At 47.7% G+C, this 20,515-nt stretch carries 18 protein-coding genes; 10 read left to right on the top strand and 8 right to left on the bottom strand.

Annotated elements, in window-relative coordinates:
* The first annotated feature begins 89 nt into the window (after nucleotides 1–89).
* A complete protein-coding gene (locus tag D3H65_RS31465; protein ID WP_119054115.1) occupies nucleotides 90–608 on the top strand; it encodes an acyl-CoA thioesterase in 519 nt (172 codons plus the stop codon).
* A 117-nt stretch (nucleotides 609–725) separates the two neighbouring features.
* On the top strand, nucleotides 726–1,943 hold the full coding sequence (locus tag D3H65_RS31460; protein WP_119054114.1) for an IS4 family transposase: 1,218 nt from the start codon (nucleotides 726–728) through the stop codon (nucleotides 1,941–1,943).
* Nucleotides 1,944–2,083: 140 nt separating this feature from the next.
* On the opposite strand, the gene D3H65_RS31455 is transcribed toward D3H65_RS31460, so the two are convergent.
* Nucleotides 2,084–2,854 carry a lysophospholipid acyltransferase family protein gene (locus tag D3H65_RS31455; protein ID WP_119054113.1) on the bottom strand — a complete coding sequence of 257 codons (771 nt, stop codon included), beginning with the start codon at nucleotides 2,852–2,854 and terminating at the stop codon, nucleotides 2,084–2,086.
* Nucleotides 2,855–2,977: 123 nt separating this feature from the next.
* Here D3H65_RS31455 and D3H65_RS31450 point away from each other — a divergent pair, with 123 nt between their 5' ends.
* The 3 genes from D3H65_RS31450 (at nucleotide 2,978) to D3H65_RS31440 (ending at nucleotide 7,039) form a co-directional block, all read left to right on the top strand.
* Nucleotides 2,978–3,694 (top strand): SIMPL domain-containing protein, encoded by a 717-nt coding sequence (locus D3H65_RS31450; protein WP_119054112.1) that lies wholly within the window; start codon nucleotides 2,978–2,980, stop codon nucleotides 3,692–3,694.
* A 223-nt stretch (nucleotides 3,695–3,917) separates the two neighbouring features.
* A complete protein-coding gene (gene mutS / locus D3H65_RS31445; protein ID WP_119054111.1) occupies nucleotides 3,918–6,539 on the top strand; it encodes a DNA mismatch repair protein MutS in 2,622 nt (873 codons plus the stop codon).
* Between the two features lie 239 nt (nucleotides 6,540–6,778).
* Nucleotides 6,779–7,039, top strand: coding sequence for a hypothetical protein (locus D3H65_RS31440; RefSeq protein ID WP_162915900.1), 261 nt, complete (start codon nucleotides 6,779–6,781; stop codon nucleotides 7,037–7,039).
* A 24-nt stretch (nucleotides 7,040–7,063) separates the two neighbouring features.
* Here the strand turns inward: D3H65_RS31440 and D3H65_RS31435 are convergent, their stop codons facing one another.
* From D3H65_RS31435 to D3H65_RS31420, 4 genes are all read right to left on the bottom strand, one after another.
* On the bottom strand, nucleotides 7,064–8,263 hold the full coding sequence (locus D3H65_RS31435) for a DUF1624 domain-containing protein (protein ID WP_119054109.1): 1,200 nt from the start codon (nucleotides 8,261–8,263) through the stop codon (nucleotides 7,064–7,066).
* Between the two features lie 183 nt (nucleotides 8,264–8,446).
* Entirely contained in the window at nucleotides 8,447–9,946 is a 1,500-nt protein-coding gene (locus D3H65_RS31430) for a gluconokinase (protein WP_119054724.1), read from the bottom strand.
* The gene (locus tag D3H65_RS31425) at nucleotides 9,936–11,318 is read right to left on the bottom strand and encodes an alpha-amylase family glycosyl hydrolase (RefSeq protein ID WP_119054108.1); all 1,383 of its coding nucleotides are present in this window, start codon (nucleotides 11,316–11,318) and stop codon (nucleotides 9,936–9,938) included. Before D3H65_RS31425 ends, D3H65_RS31430 begins: the two co-directional genes overlap by 11 nt.
* 125 nt (nucleotides 11,319–11,443) lie before the next feature.
* Complete coding sequence (locus D3H65_RS31420; RefSeq protein WP_119054107.1) at nucleotides 11,444–12,580, bottom strand: cysteine desulfurase family protein; 1,137 nt, start codon at nucleotides 12,578–12,580, stop codon at nucleotides 11,444–11,446.
* 402 nt (nucleotides 12,581–12,982) lie between these two features.
* On the opposite strand from D3H65_RS31420, the gene D3H65_RS31415 reads away from it, so the two are divergent.
* The 4 genes from D3H65_RS31415 (at nucleotide 12,983) to D3H65_RS31400 (ending at nucleotide 15,414) form a co-directional block, all read left to right on the top strand.
* Entirely contained in the window at nucleotides 12,983–13,630 is a 648-nt protein-coding gene (locus tag D3H65_RS31415; protein ID WP_119054106.1) for a toxin-antitoxin system YwqK family antitoxin, read from the top strand.
* A gap of 174 nt (nucleotides 13,631–13,804) precedes the next feature.
* Nucleotides 13,805–14,668 carry an SPFH domain-containing protein gene (locus tag D3H65_RS31410; protein WP_119054105.1) on the top strand — a complete coding sequence of 288 codons (864 nt, stop codon included), beginning with the start codon at nucleotides 13,805–13,807 and terminating at the stop codon, nucleotides 14,666–14,668.
* A gap of 9 nt (nucleotides 14,669–14,677) precedes the next feature.
* Nucleotides 14,678–15,196, top strand: coding sequence for a hypothetical protein (locus D3H65_RS31405; protein ID WP_119054104.1), 519 nt, complete (start codon nucleotides 14,678–14,680; stop codon nucleotides 15,194–15,196).
* A gap of 26 nt (nucleotides 15,197–15,222) precedes the next feature.
* A complete protein-coding gene (locus tag D3H65_RS31400; protein WP_119054723.1) occupies nucleotides 15,223–15,414 on the top strand; it encodes an Arc family DNA-binding protein in 192 nt (63 codons plus the stop codon).
* 382 nt (nucleotides 15,415–15,796) lie between these two features.
* Here D3H65_RS31400 and D3H65_RS31395 read toward each other — a convergent pair whose 3' ends face one another.
* Together D3H65_RS31395 and D3H65_RS31390 are read right to left on the bottom strand one after the other, a co-directional pair.
* Nucleotides 15,797–18,193 (bottom strand): M1 family metallopeptidase, encoded by a 2,397-nt coding sequence (locus D3H65_RS31395; RefSeq protein WP_162915899.1) that lies wholly within the window; start codon nucleotides 18,191–18,193, stop codon nucleotides 15,797–15,799.
* Nucleotides 18,144–18,782, bottom strand: coding sequence for a HupE/UreJ family protein (locus D3H65_RS31390; RefSeq protein ID WP_119054102.1), 639 nt, complete (start codon nucleotides 18,780–18,782; stop codon nucleotides 18,144–18,146). The genes D3H65_RS31395 and D3H65_RS31390 overlap by 50 nt, the downstream gene beginning before the upstream one ends.
* A gap of 59 nt (nucleotides 18,783–18,841) precedes the next feature.
* Between D3H65_RS31390 and D3H65_RS31385 the strand changes: the two genes are divergently transcribed.
* Nucleotides 18,842–19,366, top strand: a complete 525-nt coding sequence (locus D3H65_RS31385) for a DUF6702 family protein (protein WP_119054101.1) — start codon at nucleotides 18,842–18,844, stop codon at nucleotides 19,364–19,366.
* A gap of 221 nt (nucleotides 19,367–19,587) precedes the next feature.
* Here the strand turns inward: D3H65_RS31385 and D3H65_RS31380 are convergent, their stop codons facing one another.
* Complete coding sequence (locus tag D3H65_RS31380; RefSeq protein WP_119054100.1) at nucleotides 19,588–20,472, bottom strand: carboxylesterase family protein; 885 nt, start codon at nucleotides 20,470–20,472, stop codon at nucleotides 19,588–19,590.
* Nucleotides 20,473–20,515: the final 43 nt, after the last annotated feature.

Below are 20,515 nucleotides of genomic sequence, written 5' to 3'. Positions count from 1 at the left end.
CACTTATCTGAAAACGCTTGTAGTGCTCAGTCTTACGGACTTTTCCGACTTTACTGACTTTCGGACTTATATTTGCGCAAATTTGCAGCATGAGCCAAAAAGCAAAGACAGCCAAGGAATCGTACGTAGTGATGACGGAACTGGTATTGCCCAACGACACGAACACGTTTGGCAACCTGATGGGTGGCCGCCTGATGTACTGGATGGATATAGCGGCGGCGCTGGCTGCGATGAAGCATTGTGCGGCTCCTGTAGTGACGGCATCAGTGGACAATATCTCCTTTGAGAATCCTATTAAGCTGGGCAATGTGGTGCATATAGAAGCCAAGGTATCCCGCGCGTTCAACTCCTCGATGGAAGTACATATGAAAGTATGGGGAGAAGACGCCATTCAACAATACCGCTACAAAAGCAATGAAGCCTACTATACATTTGTGGCGCTGGACCCCAATGGACGCTCCCGCCCTGTTCCCCAACTGGTTCCTGAAACAGAAGAAGAGAAAGACCTCTTTGAAAGTGCTTTGCGCAGAAGGCAGCTGCGGCTGATCCTGGGCGGTAAGATGAAGCCTTCGGATGCTACGGAGCTGAAGGCGCTTTTTCAATTGTAAATACAAGCTGCGAGCTACGAGCCATTAGTGTCCGGTAAAAGGTACGAGTTAGACATAAAAAAGAGGCTTTTCAGCCTCCCGTCGGTATTTTTAAGTTACCACACCAAAAAATAACCGATGAGTAAAGGTAATTTTTTTACCGGACAGCCGATCTTTAATCAGATTCTTTCTCACATATCCCGTGGACGAGTGAAGGCACTTGGCCGCTCCTGTAATGCCGATCGTTATTGTAAATCATTCGGGACCTATGAGCACCTGGTGACCATGCTGTACGCGATTTTAAATCGCTGTGATTCATTACGCGAGGTGACTACCGGCCTGTTAGCCTGGGAACAACGCATTTGTCATCTGGGTCTGAAGGCCCATCCCCGCAGAAGCACGCTTTCTGACGCCAATAAACGACGTAGTGAGAAGGTATTTGAAAAGATCTACTTCGATCTGCTGGCTCGCTATGAGCGTATTTTACCGGACAGCCGGCAGCAAAACAAGCAGGGTAACCTTTATATTTTTGATTCAACCAGCATTGCGCTGTTTCAGGAGATATTAAAGGCATCCGGTCTGTCCTGCAAGGATGGCAGACGTAAAGGAGGTATCAAAGTTCATACACTGTTGCATAGTGAGCGGGACACCCCTGTAATGATCCGTTATAGTCCTGCTGCCCAAAGCGATGTTACCTTCCTTAAAGAGGTACAGCTTGCCAAAGGATCAGTAATAGTTTTTGATAAGGGATATTGTGATTATCGGACCTACAACCGCTTTATCGGCGATGAAGTGACCTTCGTCACCCGTCTATACAGTCGTTCAGTTTACCAGGTGCTTGAGCAACGGCTGGTAAGTGTCGATCAGCAACAGTTGGGTGTTCAGGATGATCATTTGATCATGCTGGGATACACCTACTTAAAAAAGGCTGTGCAGGTCCCCGCCCGATTGATCACTTATATAGATCCCGGCACCCAAAAACAATATCAGTTCCTCACTAACAATACAGAGCTGGATCCATTGACCATTGCCAACTATTACCGCCAGCGCTGGCAAATCGAAACGTTCTTCAAGCGGATCAAGCAAAATTATCCTTTACAGTATTTTCTGGGCGATAATGCTAATGCCATTAAGATACAAATATGGTGCGTCTTGATAGCGGACCTGCTTTTAAAGGTGATCAGACAGGGCTGCAGATCTGCTATGTCATTCTCAAATATGGTTGCCCTTGTACGGATACACCTGATGACCTACATGGACCTTAAATCCTTTCTTCGATCACCGGAGAAGTCACTTTTACGAAGGCTAAAGCACCTAAGCATAGAAAACAAAGGCCCCCTGTTGTTTGACACATAGGGGGCCTGCAAATACTAAAACGTTCATTTTTGCCCTGTAAGCCCCAAATATCAGGGAAATATTTACCAGTCTGATTTTTTACCGGACAGCAATGGCTACGAGCTGTGAGCTACGAGCAAGAAAAAGAGGTTAGAAAACTCCTATTCTGCTTTGAGTTTGGTCCTATGGTGTGCTCCTTTCAACATCCAGGATTTACTTTGTTCGATAGCTTCCATAAGTTGGTCGAGGATCACTTCGGAGGGTGCTTCATAATCTACTTGCAGGGGTTCTTTAATACGCACGGTGAGTAAAGTGCCTTTCTTCTTAAAACGCAATCCCTTTTTATCGAAAGCGCGCCAGAAACCATTGATCACCACAGGTACCACAATGGGTTTTGTCATCTTAATGATGAGGGCAGTGCCTTTACGGCCAGGTGCAAATGGCTTGGTAGTGCCCTGGGGGAAGGTTATGATCCAATTGTTCTCCAGTGCACGGGCGATCTTGCGGGTATCAGAAGGGTCCAATCCTTTACGGGTCTCTGTACCTTCGGGCCGCCAGGTCCTTTTTACAGTAATAGCACCGGCCATGGTAAACAGGCGGCTGATCCAGGTAGCCTGCATGGTTTCTTCTGCTGCTACATAATATACATTGGTAAATGGATTGAGCAGATAATAAGGAACACCGAGCCTGTTTTGCTTTCTCCATTTTACTGCACAAAAGATATGGAGGAAGGTGATCACATCGGCAAAGTAGGTTTGGTGATTGCTTATAAACAATACATTTTTCCGGGGAAGGTTTTTGATGTGTTCTGTGCCGGTGATCTTCAGCTTATTAAAGATCACTAAACCAGGATAGGAGAACACTCCTACAATGGCGTAAATGATCTTACGCACGATATGGATATGTTTGAGTCTTTCCCGAAACGAGCTCATGGACCTTGCATTTTAAAGATGGATCGAAATTAAGGAAATGTTAATAAAAACGTATGTTTATTGATAACGGCTGCAACGTTATGTAATTGCTTTTGATCCTACATCTATATAAAAAATAAGTGTATGAAAAAGTTTATCCCAGTCTGTTTAATTGCATTGACATCCCTCACCGGGTTTTCGCAATCAACAGCCGTTAATCCGTTCCCGAAAACAATTACTGTAAATGGTGCGGCTGAGATGGAGATTGTGCCTGATGAGATCTATGTATTGGTGGACCTGAAAGAGTATGACAAGAAAGGTAGCGGTAAGATCAACCTGGAGAAGATCAAGACCGACTTCCTGAATAATTGCCGGAGCATTGGCCTGGCTGATTCAGTAATAACGATTGCTGCTTATGATGGCGACAATGGCAATCCCTGGATCAAAAAGAGGAAAAAGAAAGAAGACCTGCAGGCTTCTATTACCTACCAGGTAAAGTTTACGAACAGTAAAAAGATGGATGAGCTGGTAGAGAAACTGGATGATGAAGCGACACAGAACTTCAGGATTGCCAGAACCTCGCACAGTAAGATACAGGAGTTCCGTAAACAACTGAAGATCCAGGCCATTAAAGCGGCCAAAGAGAAAGCCAATTACCTGGCAGCTGCGATTGATGAGCAGGTAGGCGCGGCAGTAACGATCACAGAACCAGGCGATGCCATGCCTTTTGAGCCGGTGTATCAATACAGGCAAGCGGTTTCGAATATGGCGATGGATAGTGCAGCCGGCGGTGAAGCAGGTGTTGACTTCAAGAAGATGAAGCTGCGGTATGAAATGCAGGTGGTGTTTGCGCTGAAGTAGCGTCGTGAATCGGCAATCGTGCAAACGTTTGCTTCGATAATAATAAACGCTGAATGGGTAGTTGCTGACAGGTTAGCAATTACCCATTTTTTGTGATTTTGGCTAGCATTCTACGCCTGGCATTCGGGTAGAGGACGGCTTAACTCCCAATTAATTAACGAGTTCTCCACATTGGCAGGGGTGGTTTTCATTAAGGGTGGCAAAGCCTTTATATTTGCCCCCCATGGCAAAAGCAGGCGAAGACACTCCCTTAATGCAGCAGCATAAGGCCATCAAACAAAGATATCCTGATGCTATTTTGTTGTTCCGTGTAGGTGATTTCTATGAAACCTTCGGCGGGGATGCAATTATTGCAGCCCAGGTGCTGGGTATCACGCTGACCAAACGGAATAATGGGGCGGCCTCCGGCGCTTCGGAACTGGCCGGTTTTCCTCATCATGCCATGGATACCTACCTGCATAAGCTGGTGAAGGCAGGCTACCGGGTAGCTATCTGCGATCAGTTGGAAGATCCCAAACAAGCCAAGGGTATTGTAAAACGGGGTGTAACGGAAATGGTAACACCCGGTGTGGCTACCAACGACAAGCTGCTGGAGCACAACAGCAATAACTTCCTGGCGGGTATCCACTTTACAGATGACCAATCGGGTATCGCTTTTCTTGATATCTCCACGGGTGAATTCTATGTAGCCCAGGGCAACCAGGAATACATCGACAAGCTCCTGCAAACGCTGAAACCTGCCGAGGTTATTTTCCAGCGTAGTTACCAGAAACATTTCAAAGAGACTTTCGGCAGTCGGTTCTATACTTACACGATGGAGAGCTGGATCTTTGATGCAGCTTACGCCACAGAAAGCCTGGTAAAACATTTCGACGCACGCTCACTGAAAGGTTATGGCGTGGAGGATATGCCCGCAGCAATTATAGCTGCCGGTGCTGTGCTGCACTACCTGAAGGATACGGAACATCCGAACCTGCAACATATTACTTCGATACAACGCATTGACCGGGAAGATTACCTGTGGATGGACCGTTTTACGATCCGCAACCTGGAGCTTACGGGCACAGGCAGTGGTGAGGCGGGCAATACGCTGCACAAGGTGCTGGACAATACGGTCTCCCCTATGGGAGCCCGCCTATTGAAAAGATGGATACTGCTGCCATTGAAAGATGCTGCCCGTATCAATGAACGGCTGGACCTGGTGGAGTTCTTCATCAAAGAAGTGGAGTTGAGAAACAAGGTCAGTCATCACATCAAACAATGTGGTGATGTGGAAAGGCTGGTGAGCAAGATACCGGTGAAGAAGATCAACCCAAGGGAAGTAATGCAGATAGCGCGGGGATTGCAACATGTGCTGGAGGTAAAAGAACTGTGCGCAGGGGTGAGCGATCAATACCTGCAGCAGCTGACGGGTTTACTAAACCCCTGCCGGGAGATCCATGATGCCATTCTTCAAACGATCATGGAAAACCCGCCGGTAGCAGTGGCCAAAGGTGGCGCTATTAAGGAAGGGGTACATGGGGAACTGGATACACTCCGCAAAATAGCGACTGGCGGAAAGGAATACCTGGTAGAATTGCAACAGAAAGAAGCTGAGGCCACAGGTATCTCCTCCCTGAAGATCGGCTTCAACAATGTATTTGGCTATTACCTGGAGGTTACCAATTCTCATAAGAATAAAGTACCGACTTCCTGGATTCGGAAGCAAACGCTGGCCAATGCGGAAAGGTATATTACACCGGAACTGAAAGAATACGAGGAGAAGATCACAGGCGCAGAAGAGAAGATCATGGCCATTGAGGCTGAATTGTATGATAAGCTGCTGCTGCAACTGCAAGAATATATAGCACCCATGCAAACAAACGGGCATATACTGGCGGTGATGGACTGCCTGGTATGCTTTGCGGACAATGCACTGCGGTACAACTATAAAAAACCCCTGCTGCATGAAGGGCATGAACTGGAATTCAAAGAAAGCCGTCACCCGGTGATCGAGCGCAACCTGCTGCCGGGCGACCCCTATATCGCCAATGATATTTTCCTGGACCAGGCTTCGCAGCAGATCATTATCCTTACGGGTCCCAATATGAGTGGTAAGAGCGCCATCCTGCGGCAAACGGCGCTCATTACATTGATGGCGCATATGGGCAGTTTCGTGCCGGCTGATGCAGCTAAAGTTCCTTTAACGGATAAGATATTTACCCGGGTGGGCGCTTCGGACAACCTGAGCGGCGGCGAATCGACCTTCATGGTGGAAATGAATGAAACGGCCAGCATCATCAATAATTTCACGGCACGCAGCCTGATCCTGCTGGATGAAATAGGCCGGGGTACTTCTACCTATGATGGTATCTCGATTGCCTGGAGTATTGCGGAATACCTGCACAATGCGGGTTATGCCCCCAAGACCTTGTTTGCTACGCACTACCATGAGTTGAATGAACTGGAGAATAAACTGCCGCGCGTGCGGAATTTCCATGTTACGAATAAAGAAGTAGGCAATAAGATCGTTTTCCTGCGTAAGCTGGCGCCTGGCGGCAGCACACATAGCTTTGGTATCCATGTGGCCAAAATGGCCGGGATGCCCCCTGCCCTGCTTCAGCGGGCCAATGAAATACTACACCAGCTGGAAGAAAAGCATGTGGATGACAATACTCCTCAGAGTTCCAACATTGGGCAAGCAGTCAAGAATATCTCAGCACCCAAGTTCCAGCTATCGATCTTTGATGCGCACAGCGAAACCTTTGATGATATCCGCAAAGTGCTGGATGGGATCGACATCAACCGGCTGACGCCTGTAGAAGCACTGCTGAAATTGCAGGAGATCAAAAACAAGGTCAAATAACCGCCCATCACTCCTCTATTAACAATTATCAAAAACAAGGTGGGCACGCACAATAACGCAATAAAGAATAATATGTGCCCGTTTGAATAGTCCTATAAGACTTACACCTTGTTCTAAGCATCCGTAACGTACCCCAGCCTTTCCTTACCAAACCATTTAAAAAAGTATCCTGCTGATCTTTATCAGCACGAATGACTATTGCTTTTTATACCGATTGTGAATTTTTTAAAAGCGTTACTTTGCCTATCAGGATCTACCCAACCATCATTGACAAGATCAACTGGTTATTTGTACAAACCAACAAGCAGCTGGACAATACCAGTATCACTTTGCAAAGCCTTGCAGGCCGCAAGTTGTATGAACAAAAAACAGGTCTGTTGCAGCCCGGGCAAATGGTGAGTTTTCCGCTGGAATCAGATAAACTCACGCCCGGCACTTATCTTCTACAACTGTTTTCCGGCAGTGAAATGGTGTATAAAAAGAAGATCAGTGTTGGGTGAACTGGAAGACCCCGGGGTTCTATTTTACACATAACTAAGCCACCACTGACGATGGGTGCTCTTGTAAGCGTTATATCGTTTACACACAGGGTACAATAAGAAGATGACCGCAACCCATACTAAGTATACTCCCCATAAGGGAAATCCAAAGTCCACTGGCCTGAACAGGAAAGGCACCTGGAGTGATACAATGTCTTTTGTACCATATCCCTGTAAGTAGAAAGTGATGACGGTTAATGTGTGTATGAGGAAGAAATGCAAGACATAGTAAAAGAAGGGCACCTGCCCGAATACTTTCGCAAACTCCGTTACGGGATTTTTAATCTGCTCCAATGCCACCAATGCGATCATGGCTATGCCAATGGTGATCGCCATGTACATGATCGAAGGCGGATATTTATTTACATTGAAGAAGGAAAAAACGGTTCTGACAGCAGTAGTCTGGGTGGTCCAGGGAACAGGATCGCCATATGCATTGATGAACCGGAGTACAAAGAAACCTGCAATCAAACCAAGACCGGTATACAGCAATACCTTCTTCCTTTGGGCAACGGGATAATCAGGTGCAAAGAATTTACCTGCACAATAGCCCAACAGCATGAGACCTGTCCAGGGTAAAAATGGATATACAATTAAGACACCGCGACTGGATGCATAAGGATAATAGGAAAAGCGGGCCCCATGCACCAGGTCCCACCAGAAGCCCAGTGGCTGGTGCTTTGCCGCGTGGGCTGCTTCGGGATAGTCCATTAAATTGTGGCCCAGTACGATCACCAATCCAATAATAAATATAGCTGTTAGCGGAAGGCGTACCAGGAGTCCAAGTATGACCATGCTGATACCAATGGCCCAGATGACCTGGATGATCAACAGGTTGTACAGGGGGTTAAAGGTCCAGCCCAGGGTTACGATCAACACTTCGGCCAGGATGAGCCATAAGCCCCTTTTGATCAGGAAAGCACTCAAGGCAGCCTTTGATCTGCGCAGGCCCACCAGGTAAGAGGAGGTGCCTGCCAGGAAAACAAAGGCAGGCGCACAAAGGTGGGTGATCCAGCGGGTAAGATATAAAATAGGGGTTGTAGTAGCCGGATCTATGGGATCGCTTTGAAAGGCCTGGACGTGGAAGAAGTCGCGCACATGATCGAGCGCCATAATGATCATCACAATACCCCGCAGGATGTCAATTGATTGTACACGGTTCTTCGTCATTACGAGCTGGCTCATGTTGATTTGATTTAAAGGTTGTTATTCAGCACACAGTAGCTACGCGCAAGTTCTAACAAATAAGGTTACCAGGAAACCACCAAATGAGGTGATGGGGACGTGAGGTGTCGGACGTGAAAGGTGAAACGTCTGACGTGAACACCAGGGAACGAAACACGAACGCGAGATAGGAAAGGTCAGGGATCAACTATGAAATACGTCTTTCAATCTATCGTACAACATGGCATAGATGCGGTAGTTGTGCAAATAAGCTTCGCGCTGTTGTTCATGGGGCAGGAAATGTTCACCAGGTTGAGTGGTCTTTGCCCGAAAGTGCAGGTCGTCGATCTTTCCTATTGCCTTTAACCCCAGGATAGCAGCACCGGTAGCGGATGCATCGGCTGCAGACGAAACAATGATCTTCTTACCAAAGAGATCGGCCATCCATTGCAGCCAATGCGGGGACTTTGTAAAGCCTCCGCTGGCATAGATATTGGTAACAGGGCCAATGGTCTCTTCCAGGGATTGGGTTACCTGGTACAAAGCAAAGTTAATCCCTTCTACAATGGCGCGCATAAAATGTGCCTGTGTATGGCGGGCGTGAATGCCAAAGAATACGCCTTTGGCGGCGGCATCCCATACCGGGGCGCGCTCCCCTTGTACATAGGGCAGAAAGACAAGCCCTTCGGCTCCGGCAGGGACCTCGGAAGCCTGCTGCAGAAACCATTCAAAATCTTCTGTATGGTGGAAAGTCCGGTGCAGGAAATGCTCCGCATACCATTTCAGCAATACGGCTCCATTGTTGATAGGACCGCCGGAAACATACCACTGCTCTGTAAGTATATAATTGAAGATCCTTTCTTTTACATCATGCTGTGGCTGATGGGCCATCATGCGCACGGCGCCGCTGGTACCAATGGTGAGCGATACATCGCCCGGCTGCATGGCCCCACTGCCTACGTTGGCCAGGCAGCCATCGCTGGCGCCCGGTATAAAAGGAGTATCCTGGCCGATGCCCAACATGGTTGCATAAGCTGCGCTGATGCCGGTAACAATATGGGTAGGGCTAACAGGGGTTGACAACCGGTCAGCACTAAGACCTGTTACCAACAATGCTTCTTTGTTCCAATCGACATCATAGATATCAAATAAACCGGTGGCAGAGGCGATGGAATGATCGATGAGGTATTGACCAAAGAAGCGGAAAAAGACCAGTTCTTTAATGCCTATGAATTTATGGGCTGCCGCAAATATATCCGGCCGCTGCTCTTTCATCCAAAGCAGCTTGCACAGGGGCGACATAGGATGTATGGGTGTGCCGGTGCGTTGGTAGATGAGTTTGCCGGCATCACTCTCTTTTAACCGGGCAGCCTGATCGCTACTGCGCAGGTCGGCCCAGGTGATCAGGTTGGTCAAAGGTTTTCCTGCCTGGTCTACTGCCAGCAGGCTGTGCATGGCGCTGCTGAAAGCGATACCCAACAGGAAGGAACTGCCGGTTTGAGCGGTTACCTGTTGGATGGTTTGTACCACGGCATTGAACAATATCTCTACATCGAGTTCATGTTCTTCAGCAGCGGTTACAAGCGGCATATAGGTAATACTGGCCTGCGCTATTACGGTACCTTCCACCGTAAAGGCGATGGCCTTGGTATTGGTAGTTCCGATATCTACTCCAATGATATGTTGTGCAGGTTTAGTACTCACAAACAATGTATCCCCAGGGTTCAATATTGAAAGAATGATTTAACGTAAAGGGCTCTTTGGCTCCCAAGAACAGGTTCATGGGTGTACCTGTGAGGGTACTGTCTTTAATGGTAATAGTTTGTTCTTTATTGCTGAGGTTGAGGATCACAAGTACTTTGTCCTTTCCTTTTTCACGTACATAGGCATAGAGGGCTTTGTCATCGCCTACAGATACTTTGCGGAAGGCCGCATCGGTGGCGAGGGCTGTATTGCGCTTGCGCAGGTTGAGTAAGGTGGTATAAAAAGGCGCACGGGCATAATTCTTAAAACCGATATTGTCTTTTTCAAAGAAAGAGATGGCACGTATAACGGGCTCTTCCTGTCCACCATAGATGAGGGGCAGGCTGGCGCGCATGGTTTGGGTGAGTACGGCAAAGGGCGCATGTTTTGCTCCGGGAAAGGTGCCGAAGTCACTTTTGTTCCAGCTGTTCTCATCGTGGTTGCTGGTGAAGTATAGACGGATGGCGCCTGCCGGGAAGGTACTGTCCTGGCGCATGAGCACCGAATCAAGGGATAAGGCATTGCGCTCACCGGCTGCTACTTTCTTCATGGTCTGGAACATGTCCCAGGGATAGCTGGCATCGAAACCGGCGGTGTGCAATTCGCCTTTATCACCCTCTGCCAGCATAAACACCTTCTTCACCTTGCGCAGCTGCTGAATGCAGGCTTTCCAGAAATCGGTGGGCACTTCACCGGCCACATCGCAACGGAAACCATCGATATTGGTTTCCTGCAGCCAATACTTCATGGCAGCGATCATGCTATCGCGCATCTCTTTGTTGTCGAAGTTGAGGTCGCGGGTATCAGTCCAGTCGAACACATATTTGGCTTTCCCAGTACTATCGCGGTTGTAGAAATCAGGATGTTGGGTAAGCCAGGGATGGTCGGCGCCGGTATGGTTGGCCACCCAATCTACCACCACCTTAAAGCCACTGTCGTGGGCCTGTTGCACCAGTTGTTTGAAATCGGCCATGGTGCCAAACTCAGGGTTGATAGCTTTGTAATCAGCTACGGCATAATAGCTGCCGAGGGTACCCTTGCGATCTGTTTTGCTGATGGGTGTAACGGGCATGAACCAGAGTATGTCGACCCCCATTTTTTTGAGCCTTGGCAGGGAGGTGGCAAAAGCCTTGAAAGTGCCTTCAGGTGTATACTGCCTTACATTGACCTCATATACATTAGATTGTTTGACCCAATCCGGACCTGCAATAACAGTGGTATCCTTTGGGGCTGCGGGCTTTTTTTCTTCTTCTTTGGGCATCAGTTTGCAGGAAGAGAGAAAGGAAGCCATGAGGCAGGTTACAACAAGCATCCGGCAGAACACAGGCGTCATGTATACTAATTTGGGGAGGAAGTTAAGTGATTTTGGAGAAAGCTGATCATGCAAAGCAAAAGGGGCGCCATTGATAAAATGGGCCCCTCTTGTACTTAATATGAGCAGTATTAAAGTCTAAATTGTTAAATGATCTCTTTCAGCTTACCGATCACGAGGTCAATTTCCTCTTTGGTGTTGTGCTTACTGAAAGAGAAGCGAACGGTGATCTGGTTAGGGTTGTTGTTGACAGCCCGGATGACATGTGAACCCTGGTCGGCGCCGCTGGTACAGGCGCTGCCGCCGCTGGCGCAGATATTGTTGATATCGAGGTTGAACAGGATCATTTCGGATTTCTCGGTCTTGGGAAAGGATATGCTCAATACGGTATACAGGCTTTTGCCCAGGGTATCGCCATTGAAGGCGGCGCCCTTGATCTGCTTTTTCACCTGTTCCATCATGTACAGCTTAAGGCCTTTGATATAGGCGCTGTCGGCTTCATATTGTTCAGTAGCCAACTCCAAAGCTTTGGCAAAACCTACAATACCATACAGGTTTTCGGTGCCGGCGCGCATGTTGCGCTCCTGTGAGCCGCCATGGATATGGGGTTTGATCTTTACATTCTCATTCACATATAAGATGCCCACGCCTTTGGGTCCATGGAATTTGTGTCCGGCGGCGGTGATGAAATGTACCGGTGTATTGCGCAGGTCGAAGGGAAAATGGCCTACGGTCTGAACGGTGTCGGAATGAAATACGGCGCCGTACTTTTTGCAGATTTCGCCTACGGCATGTATATCGAGTATATTACCAATTTCGTTGTTGGCATGCATGAGGGTGACGAGGCATTTGTCGTCACAACCCGCCAGTAGTTGCTCCAGGTCTTCCAGGTCAACGTGACCATTGGGCAGGAGCTTTACATAGCTGAGGGCCACTTCCCCACGGTGATAGAGGTTTTCTACAGTATGCAGGGTGGCGTGGTGCTCGATGGGGGAAGTAATGATGTGACGGCAGCCTAGATCATGTACGGCGGCATTGATGGCTGTATTGGAGCTTTCTGTTCCGCCGGATGTAAAGAAGATCTCTGCCGGATGAGCATTCAATATTTTAGCCACGGATTTACGGGCTGTTTCAATCGCCAGCCTGGTCTCGCGACCATAAGAATAGATGGAAGAGGGATTGCCAAACTTTTCGGTTAGGTAGGGCATCATGGCTTCCAATACCTGCGGATCGAGGGAGGTGGTGGCCGCATTGTCGAAATAAATACGTGATGTGTGGCTCATGGGGCGCAAATTTCCGAAATATTCTCATTGAAAGTATCCCCAAAATTGGATTGATGATTCCTCATGGAAATGAGGATTTGACTAATAATATCTTAATAATTGCCCGAAATAGATAGACAATCTTCAATAAGTAAGGTCAATTATTGAATGACTGAAAGAGGCACATTGTCCAGTGATTCAATGGATTAAGAGAGTCGGGAAGTCAGAAAGTCAGCAAGACGATAAGTCGCGAAGACGGGAAAGTCCGGAGGATGGAAAGTCCTGCGATTTGTATTGCTTTCGGACTTTCGGACTACCTGACTTCCGGACTGTTCTTTATGCTTTTATTTGCAATGAAAGGGGGAACTTTGGCGTTATTATTGTCGGTCTTTTTCCTGCTTCGTATTGATAAATTTTCAAGGTATGCGTTGGATAACCTTTATACTGTTGTTTTTTTCTGTGAATGCTTTTTCGCAGTGGAAGGATTATAAGCTGAATGCAAATGGTGACACGCTGAACCGCATTGATGTGATCGGGCGTAAGCAGGGGCCCTGGGTGAACCGTTTTGAAACGGTAAGGGGTGAGCCTGGCTTTGAAGAGGAAGGCTGGTATGTGCACAACCGCAAGGATGGGGAATGGCGCCTGTTTAGCCTGCAGGGCGACCTGGTAGGAGTGGAATTTTACAAATGGGGATTGAAGGACAGTGTATGCCGTTATTACAGCAAACATGGAGAGCTGCGGCTGGAGCAAAAGTGGAAGGCCCTCAATCCGGATAAACAGTTCGACACGTTACTTATTGAAGATCCTGATAAGCTGGATACTTACCGTACGGTGATCGTTAAAAATGAGGGCGCCTCCCTGCGCCACGGCACCTGGAAATACTATGATCCGGAAACGGGCGAACTTGCCCGCACGGAAAGCTACACGCTCGGTGAGCTGGATAAAAAGGCCACGACTGCAACACCCACGGCTAAAAAAGAAGTGACCAAGCCCAAGGAAGTGCTGGACTTCGAGAAAAAGAATGCCGGCAAAAAGAAAGTAAGATTCCGCGACGGCAGCACAGGGAATTAAGGTCTATTACCCTGTTTTTCAATGACCTTGTGAGCATACTATCTTCCCACCGGGTGACCTGGTGGTTTCCGCTTGTAGTGGAAAGTTTCCCGTTTGTACCCATTGGGGTTGGAGAAAAGGGGAAATGATGTAGATTTGATATCATATTGATATCAACCCAAAACACTACGTTGTATGCAAAAGATCATTAAACCCATGTCAGGCTTCCTGGCATTGCTACTTTCCCTCATACTATTTATTGGCACCATATTCCTCTTTGCTTCGAGCAGGGAGCATACCAGCTTTGCGCTATATGGCGTACTGGCTTTCCTGGCCAGCCTATACCTGTCGATGGGCATTATTGTTATCAGCCCTAATCACTCCCGGGTATTGACATTCTTCGGAAAGTATGTAGGCACGGTGAAAGAAAACGGATTGCTGTTTGTGAATCCGCTGTACAAAAAACAAAAGATATCCTTACGCTCTGAAAACCTGGAGAGCGCCAAACTGAAGGTCAACGATAAGATGGGCAATCCCATTGAAATTGCGGCGGTGATCGTATGGCAGGTGAGTGATACGTATAAAGCAGCTTTTGAAGTAGAGAATTATGATCATTATGTAAAGGTGCAAAGCGAGGCAGCGGTACGTCACCTGGCCACCACATATGCTTATGATCATATGGAAGATGAAACGGCCGCGATCACGCTGCGTGATGGTGGTGAGAAGGTGAATGAAATGCTGGAGAATGAATTGAATGAGCGCCTGGCGCCAGCCGGCATATTGGTAAAGGAAGCACGCATCAGTCACCTTGCCTATGCGGCAGAAATAGCAGGCGCCATGCTGCAACGCCAACAGGCAACGGCCATTGTAGCTGCCCGTACCAAGATCGTGGAAGGAGCGGTAGGTATGGTGGAAATGGCATTGGAGCAGCTTTCGCGCAAAGGCATAGTAACGCTGGATGAAGAGAAAAAAGCCGCGATGGTGAGCAACCTGATGGTGGTATTGTGTGGTGAAAGAGGTGCGCAACCGATTCTGAACACAGGCACGCTGTACCAATAATCAGCAGGGATGAAAGTGTGGAAGCCAACAGGCAAGATATTGTTCAGGGAAGCCCAGCAATTCAGACAGGTCTGGTTGTGGGCCATCATGATCAGCGGATCGGTGATACCGCTGGCATTGGTATCGGTACTGTTACCGCAGGACAAGAACATTTCCTGGCAGGAAGCATTCCTTACCATTGCACTGATAGCAGGTATTTCGTGTATTAATATGACTGCCTTCTATATTACGAAGCTGGAAACGGTAGTAACGGAGGATGGTATTTTCTATCGCTGGCGCCCCTACCGGAAACGGTATACCCGATTGAGCTGGGAACAGATAGACAAGATCACAGTAAAGAAATATCCTTACTTAAAATACGGCTATCATTCCAACAGGGATTTTGGAAAGGTACATACGATAGATGGTAATCGTGGGATACTGTTTGAACTTGTTGACGGGAAAAGGGTTTATATTGGTACACAAAAATTATCCGCTTTTCAATACACGCTTGAACAGATCAAACCAGTGATGGTAGAATCGAAATAAAACCCAATTAATAAAATCTATTGGCAGTGAGTAGTAAGAAAAACTTTGTACTACGGATAGATGAAGAAACCTTCAAATCGCTGGAAAAGTGGGCCGGGGATGAGTTTCGTAGTGTGAATGGTCAGCTGGAATGGATTATTGATCAGGCTTTAAAAGATAGCGGGCGCAAGAAGAAAGCTGAGAACCCGCCCAAAACACATGACAAAAAAGAACCATAATGATTTGCCGGAAACCGGGATAAACGGTTAGCAAGGCAAGCCAGGGTGTCGTACCTTTACATTACTTTAAACCATTATAAAACCAACACCATGAGCAGAAGCAATTTGATCGTTTGGGTGATTCCCTTTGTATTTGCCCTCTTCGGTATGTTACTCAAAGCCTGTCATTAGCATTATACAATATAACTGACCAATCGCCAATGCCCTGTGCGCTGGCGATTTTTTTTATGCCTGGGCAAGACGGCTTCGGCGAGGCTCCTTTAGACCGGGTGAGCCGCCCTTCAAGGGCGACCCACCCTTTCGACGCCTTCGACAGACTGACATGTAACAAAAAACGCCACGCTGTGAGCGTGGCGTTATACAGGAAACTTTATTAATAAGCTTAGAATGCTTTTTTCTTTTCTTCGGCTTTCTGCATGGGATTGATACCTGAAGATTGTCCACGAACACCTTGTTTTTGTTTAAACACGGTAAACTTGGAAGGCGCTGCGATGGTACCCCAGCTATTGTTGCTTTCATTGATATCAGCGGTTTCACGATTGGGATCGAGTTTTATTGATTCCACTTCTTTGTCCTTCATGAAAGTCTTGATCACTTTTGTTTCGTTGAGGCGCCAAACTTGTGCAGGTATGCGGTCTACCTCTTTGGTGCCATCTTTAAAGGTCCATTCTACAATGATGGGCATTACCAGGCCACCTTTGTTGCTGAAAGTAAGCTCATAGAAATGTTTGCCGGCAGCTTTTTGCTTGGCAGCCTCATCGGCTCCTTCTATTCCGCTGCCAGAGTTTACAGGCACTGTATAGGTAGTGGTATCGTATGGTTCCAAACCACGGGCATAACGCCAGTAGAAATCACGCAGGGTGGTATCCTGATCGGTCAGGAACTGAATGTTCTTGTCATCGCGGTTGCGCTGCTTGGAAACATCGGTATCAAAAGTAGAGGTCATGGGCTTTTCCAGCTTTCTGGTCATGGTAGCTCCTTCTTTTGCGGGGGGAGGATTGTAGGTAATATCTGCTTTGAAATACTTAACGGTATCCAGGGCGATATCGCAGGCATCGGTACCAAAGAACCATCCTCTCCAGAACCAATCGAGGTCTTCACCGGAAGCATCTTCGAGGGTGCGGAACAGATCGGCAGGCTCGGGATGTTTGAAAGCCCAGCGGCGTGCATATTCTTTGAAGGCATAATCAAACAGGTCGCGGCCCATGATGGTCTCGCGCAGCATGTTCAGTCCGGTAGCGGGCTTGGTATAGGCATTGGGACCAAAACCAACGATGTTCTCAGAATTGGACATGATGGGCTCGAGCTGATTCTTGGGCAAACGCATATAATCTACGATGGCCCAGGCTGGTCCTTTACCACGGATGGGGAACTTATTGTCGTAGAGTTCTTCTGTGAGGTACTCCACGAAAGAGTTCAACCCTTCGTCCATCCAGCTCCACTGGCGCTCATCGCTGTTGATGATCATGGGGAAGAAGTTGTGGCCTACTTCATGGATGATAACACCCAGCATACCGTATTTGGTAGCTTCTGTATAAGAACCGTCTTTTTCAGTACGGCCATAGTTGAAGCAGATCATCGGGTATTCCATACCATTGGCGGCTTCAATACTCTGTGCTACAGGGTAAGGATAAGGAATGGTGAATTTGGAATAGCTGCGGATGGTATGTGCCACCGCCTTGGTAGAAAACTTGCGGTACAAGCCGTAAGCTTCTTTTCCGTAAAAGCTCATGCACATTACTTTCTTGCCTTCTACATAGGTAGGCATGGCATCCCATACAAATTTGCGGGAAGCTGTCCAGGCAAAGTCACGTACATTATCGGCTTTGAAGATCCAGGTCTTCTTGCTGGTGCTTTTCTGACCTTCTGCTTTCTTCGCTTCTTCGATGGTCACTACTTCTACCGGCTCTTTGGAAGTTTGTGCTTTTGTCCAGCGGCCCAGCTGAGCAGGTGATAACACCTGTGCATAGTTCTGGCATTCGCCGGTACCACCTACTACGTGATCGGCCGGTACTGTCATTTGCACTTTAAAGTTGCCAAAAGTGAGGGCAAACTCTCCCCTACCTGTAAACTGGTGGTTTTGCCAACCTACCACATCGCTGTATACGCAAAGGCGGGGATACCACTGTGCCATGGTAAAGAGGTGATTGCCATCCTCGGGGAAATATTCATAACCACCCCGGCCGCCCATTTTCATGCGGTCGGAGATCTTGTAATTCCAATTGATGGTGAAAGCAAATTTCTGTCCTGGCTTGAGGGGGGCAGCCAGTTCTACACGCATCATGGTCTTGTTGATGGTGTACTTCATGGGTTTGCCCAGGGCGTCTACCATTTTGGTGATGTTGAAGCCATAGCCATTGTCGCCCCTGCTTTCTTCCAGTTGGTCGATGGCCGCTGTATTCAACTGGGTGCCCATGGTCCTGCTGTTCTGGTAGTTGGCATTGTTGACGGAGCTGTGCTCGTTTTCGTCCATCTGCAACCAGAGATAGTTCAATGTGTTGGGCGAGTTATTAAAGTAGGTGATCAACTCGCTGCCGGTGAGTTTGAGGTTGGCCTCATCCAGCTCACATTTAATGTCATAGTCAGCTTTTTGCTGCCAGTACTTGGGGCCGGGGGCTCCGCTGGCAGTGCGGTACTCATTGGGCGTTGGCAGAATGGTACCCAGTTGTTCAAATTTATTACCGTGGTTGGAGCCGGGGTTGTTTTGTATATTCTGACCATTGGCCACACTAAACAAACCTGCGAAGGCTGCTCCCACGAGCAGTGATTTTCTCATCATGTGTGTTTTTATTATGCGGAAATCTTTGATATGCCCAAATCAGTGAAAATACCAGGATGATGGCGGATGCTGCACGCAGCCAGCTTATCCTGGAAATCTTTAACAGCTGTACAATTACCCAGGACAGGAACAAAATGACCACTACCACGAACAGCTGCGCGGCTTCAATACCCAGGTTAAAGGCCAGCAGGTGTGAAACCAGCCCTTCCTTTCCCTCCAGGCTCAGGAACTGCCCGGCAAATGCCAGCCCATGTATCAATCCAAAGAACAAAGCAAAGAAATAGATCAATGGCAGGCGCTTTGGCTTTGTGGTGCCCGATTGCATGATATTGTTGACACAGGTAGCTGCAATGGTAAGGGGTATGAGGAACTCAATCCAGGCTGTTGAAAAATGCACATAGTTCAATGCGCTCAATGCCAGTGTAATAGAGTGCCCGATAGTAAAAGCCGTAACCAGGATCACCACCTTTCTCCAATCCTGCCACAGGTACCTCAGACAGAGGGCTGTCACAAACAGGATGTGGTCCATCGCATCCAGGGTAAGGATGTGTTCAATGCCAAGTTGAAAATAAAATGTAAAATCTTGCATAGGCCCAAGCGGGTACCAAAATAATTAAGAGATTTGTAACAGAAAAATTTATGATGTTAATGGTGCTACACCTCTATAAATGGTTAATTCTCTGTGGAAGCCTGTTTACCGGACCGGCCAGCCAGCCCTCCTCCCCTGCCGACCTGCATCCCCTTTATGTCAGCGTTACGGAATTCAACCACAATGCGGCAGATAAAACCCTGGAAATAAGCTGTAAGATATTTACGGACGATTTTGAGAAAACCCTGGCTACGGTTTACAATAAGAAGGTAGACCTGTTTAACCCCAAAGACAAAGCGGAAGCAGACAGGCTGGTGTCGGAATATGTGCGTAAACGGCTGCTGGTAAAACTGGACGGAAAGGATGTGGCGCTGGAATTTGTAGGGTTTGAGCGGGAAAATGATGCGGTCTGGAGTTATTTCCAGGCAGCTGTACCCGCCGTGCCGAAGAAAGTAGAAATCAATAATAGCATTCTTTACGAGATCTACGATAAGCAACTGAACCTGATGCATGTTACCGTAGGCGGTACCCGGAAGAGCACCCGGCTCAATTATCCGGATAAAGAAGCAAAGTTTGAGTTTTAGGAAAGGCAACGAGGCAGCAAGGCATTGAGGCAACGAGGAGGCTTCGACAGCCCTTCGACAGAGTTTATCCCGCTCCGCGGGACTCAGGCTGACATAAAAAATAAGGCGCAGTGTTTGAATACATTATCAGAGCCCTAACAATATATCTTTACACTGCGCCATTGCGTTTTCCGAGGTCAATTGATTAGAACATTTATTGATTAAATGGTCAGGGATTCAGCTTATTTGATCCTGGTATACTGCAACATCCACTCGTACATATTCATGTTATTTTCCTTATAAGCAGGACTGGTTGCTTTTGTCCAGGCATCGTGTCCACCGGTAGGCCATAAAGTAAGCCTGGCCTTGGTGGGAGGATTCAGGGCATTGATCTTACTTACCCAGTTTTTTGAATTGCTGGAAGCCACAGTACCATCATCATCGTTGTGAAAGGCCCAAACGGGCAGCTTGGCATTGGCGATGGTTTTGACCTTGCTATCATTAGGACCTGATGCTCCACATATAGGCGCTATGGCTGCTATCCGGCTGGCATAGGTGCCTGCATAATCCCAGGTATATCCGCCGCCCATACTCAAACCACTCACATAGATACGGGTAGTATCGATCCTGTATTTGTTGATGGCGAAAGTGATCATATCGTTCACATCTTTTGCCACGGTAGTATAATCCCACTTTTTGATCTGTGGTGATATGACGATGAAAGAAAAGTTCTTGCTGTTGACAACAAAGTTGGGCGGAAACTTCTTGTCTTTGATAAGCCTGGCTACCCCTACATTGGCTGCGTTGTACAATTGAGTAGAGCCATCACCCAGCTCTCCAATACCATGAATGAATACCAATAAAGGGTATCGCTTGGTGGTACTATCATAGAGTGCAGGCAGGGCTTGCTGATAGCCTCCGATATTGCCATTCACATTTATGGTGATCCCCTTCTGAACGGGTGGTTTCGTTTCCACTACATTGTTATAAGCGTTCTCTACAGGAGGCTTTGTGCCACTACCACCAGTGGGCTTCCCGGGATCATTCTCACTCACGTCTTTCTTACAGGATGTAGCTACCATTACGGGCACGATGAGGACTAACAGGACTTTGATCGCGTTTTTCATAAGTTGAACTTTTAAGGTTGCTGTACGGATCGGATGAAGTCAA

It is taken from the genome of Paraflavitalea soli (assembly GCF_003555545.1).
Lineage (GTDB): Bacteria > Bacteroidota > Bacteroidia > Chitinophagales > Chitinophagaceae > Paraflavitalea > Paraflavitalea soli.
This window is presented reverse-complemented; position numbering and strand designations above follow the sequence as displayed.

Bases quoted from the DNA above. Each gene is read 5' to 3' on its own strand.
- D3H65_RS31390 (WP_119054102.1), bottom strand. From the start codon at position 18,782: ATGCAAGATTTTACATTTTATTTTCAACTTGGCATTGAACACATCCTT.
- D3H65_RS31415 (WP_119054106.1), top strand. From the start codon at position 12,983: ATGCGTTGGATAACCTTTATACTGTTGTTTTTTTCTGTGAATGCTTTT.
- D3H65_RS31435 (WP_119054109.1), bottom strand. From the start codon at position 8,263: ATGAGCCAGCTCGTAATGACGAAGAACCGTGTACAATCAATTGACATC.
- D3H65_RS31405 (WP_119054104.1), top strand. From the start codon at position 14,678: ATGAAAGTGTGGAAGCCAACAGGCAAGATATTGTTCAGGGAAGCCCAG.
- D3H65_RS31455 (WP_119054113.1), bottom strand. From the start codon at position 2,854: ATGAGCTCGTTTCGGGAAAGACTCAAACATATCCATATCGTGCGTAAG.
- D3H65_RS31380 (WP_119054100.1), bottom strand. From the start codon at position 20,472: ATGAAAAACGCGATCAAAGTCCTGTTAGTCCTCATCGTGCCCGTAATG.
- D3H65_RS31410 (WP_119054105.1), top strand. From the start codon at position 13,805: ATGCAAAAGATCATTAAACCCATGTCAGGCTTCCTGGCATTGCTACTT.
- D3H65_RS31385 (WP_119054101.1), top strand. From the start codon at position 18,842: ATGGTGCTACACCTCTATAAATGGTTAATTCTCTGTGGAAGCCTGTTT.
- D3H65_RS31460 (WP_119054114.1), top strand. From the start codon at position 726: ATGAGTAAAGGTAATTTTTTTACCGGACAGCCGATCTTTAATCAGATT.
- D3H65_RS31420 (WP_119054107.1), bottom strand. From the start codon at position 12,580: ATGAGCCACACATCACGTATTTATTTCGACAATGCGGCCACCACCTCC.
- D3H65_RS31425 (WP_119054108.1), bottom strand. From the start codon at position 11,318: ATGACGCCTGTGTTCTGCCGGATGCTTGTTGTAACCTGCCTCATGGCT.
- D3H65_RS31395 (WP_162915899.1), bottom strand. From the start codon at position 18,193: ATGATGAGAAAATCACTGCTCGTGGGAGCAGCCTTCGCAGGTTTGTTT.
- D3H65_RS31450 (WP_119054112.1), top strand. From the start codon at position 2,978: ATGAAAAAGTTTATCCCAGTCTGTTTAATTGCATTGACATCCCTCACC.
- D3H65_RS31465 (WP_119054115.1), top strand. From the start codon at position 90: ATGAGCCAAAAAGCAAAGACAGCCAAGGAATCGTACGTAGTGATGACG.
- mutS (WP_119054111.1), top strand. From the start codon at position 3,918: ATGGCAAAAGCAGGCGAAGACACTCCCTTAATGCAGCAGCATAAGGCC.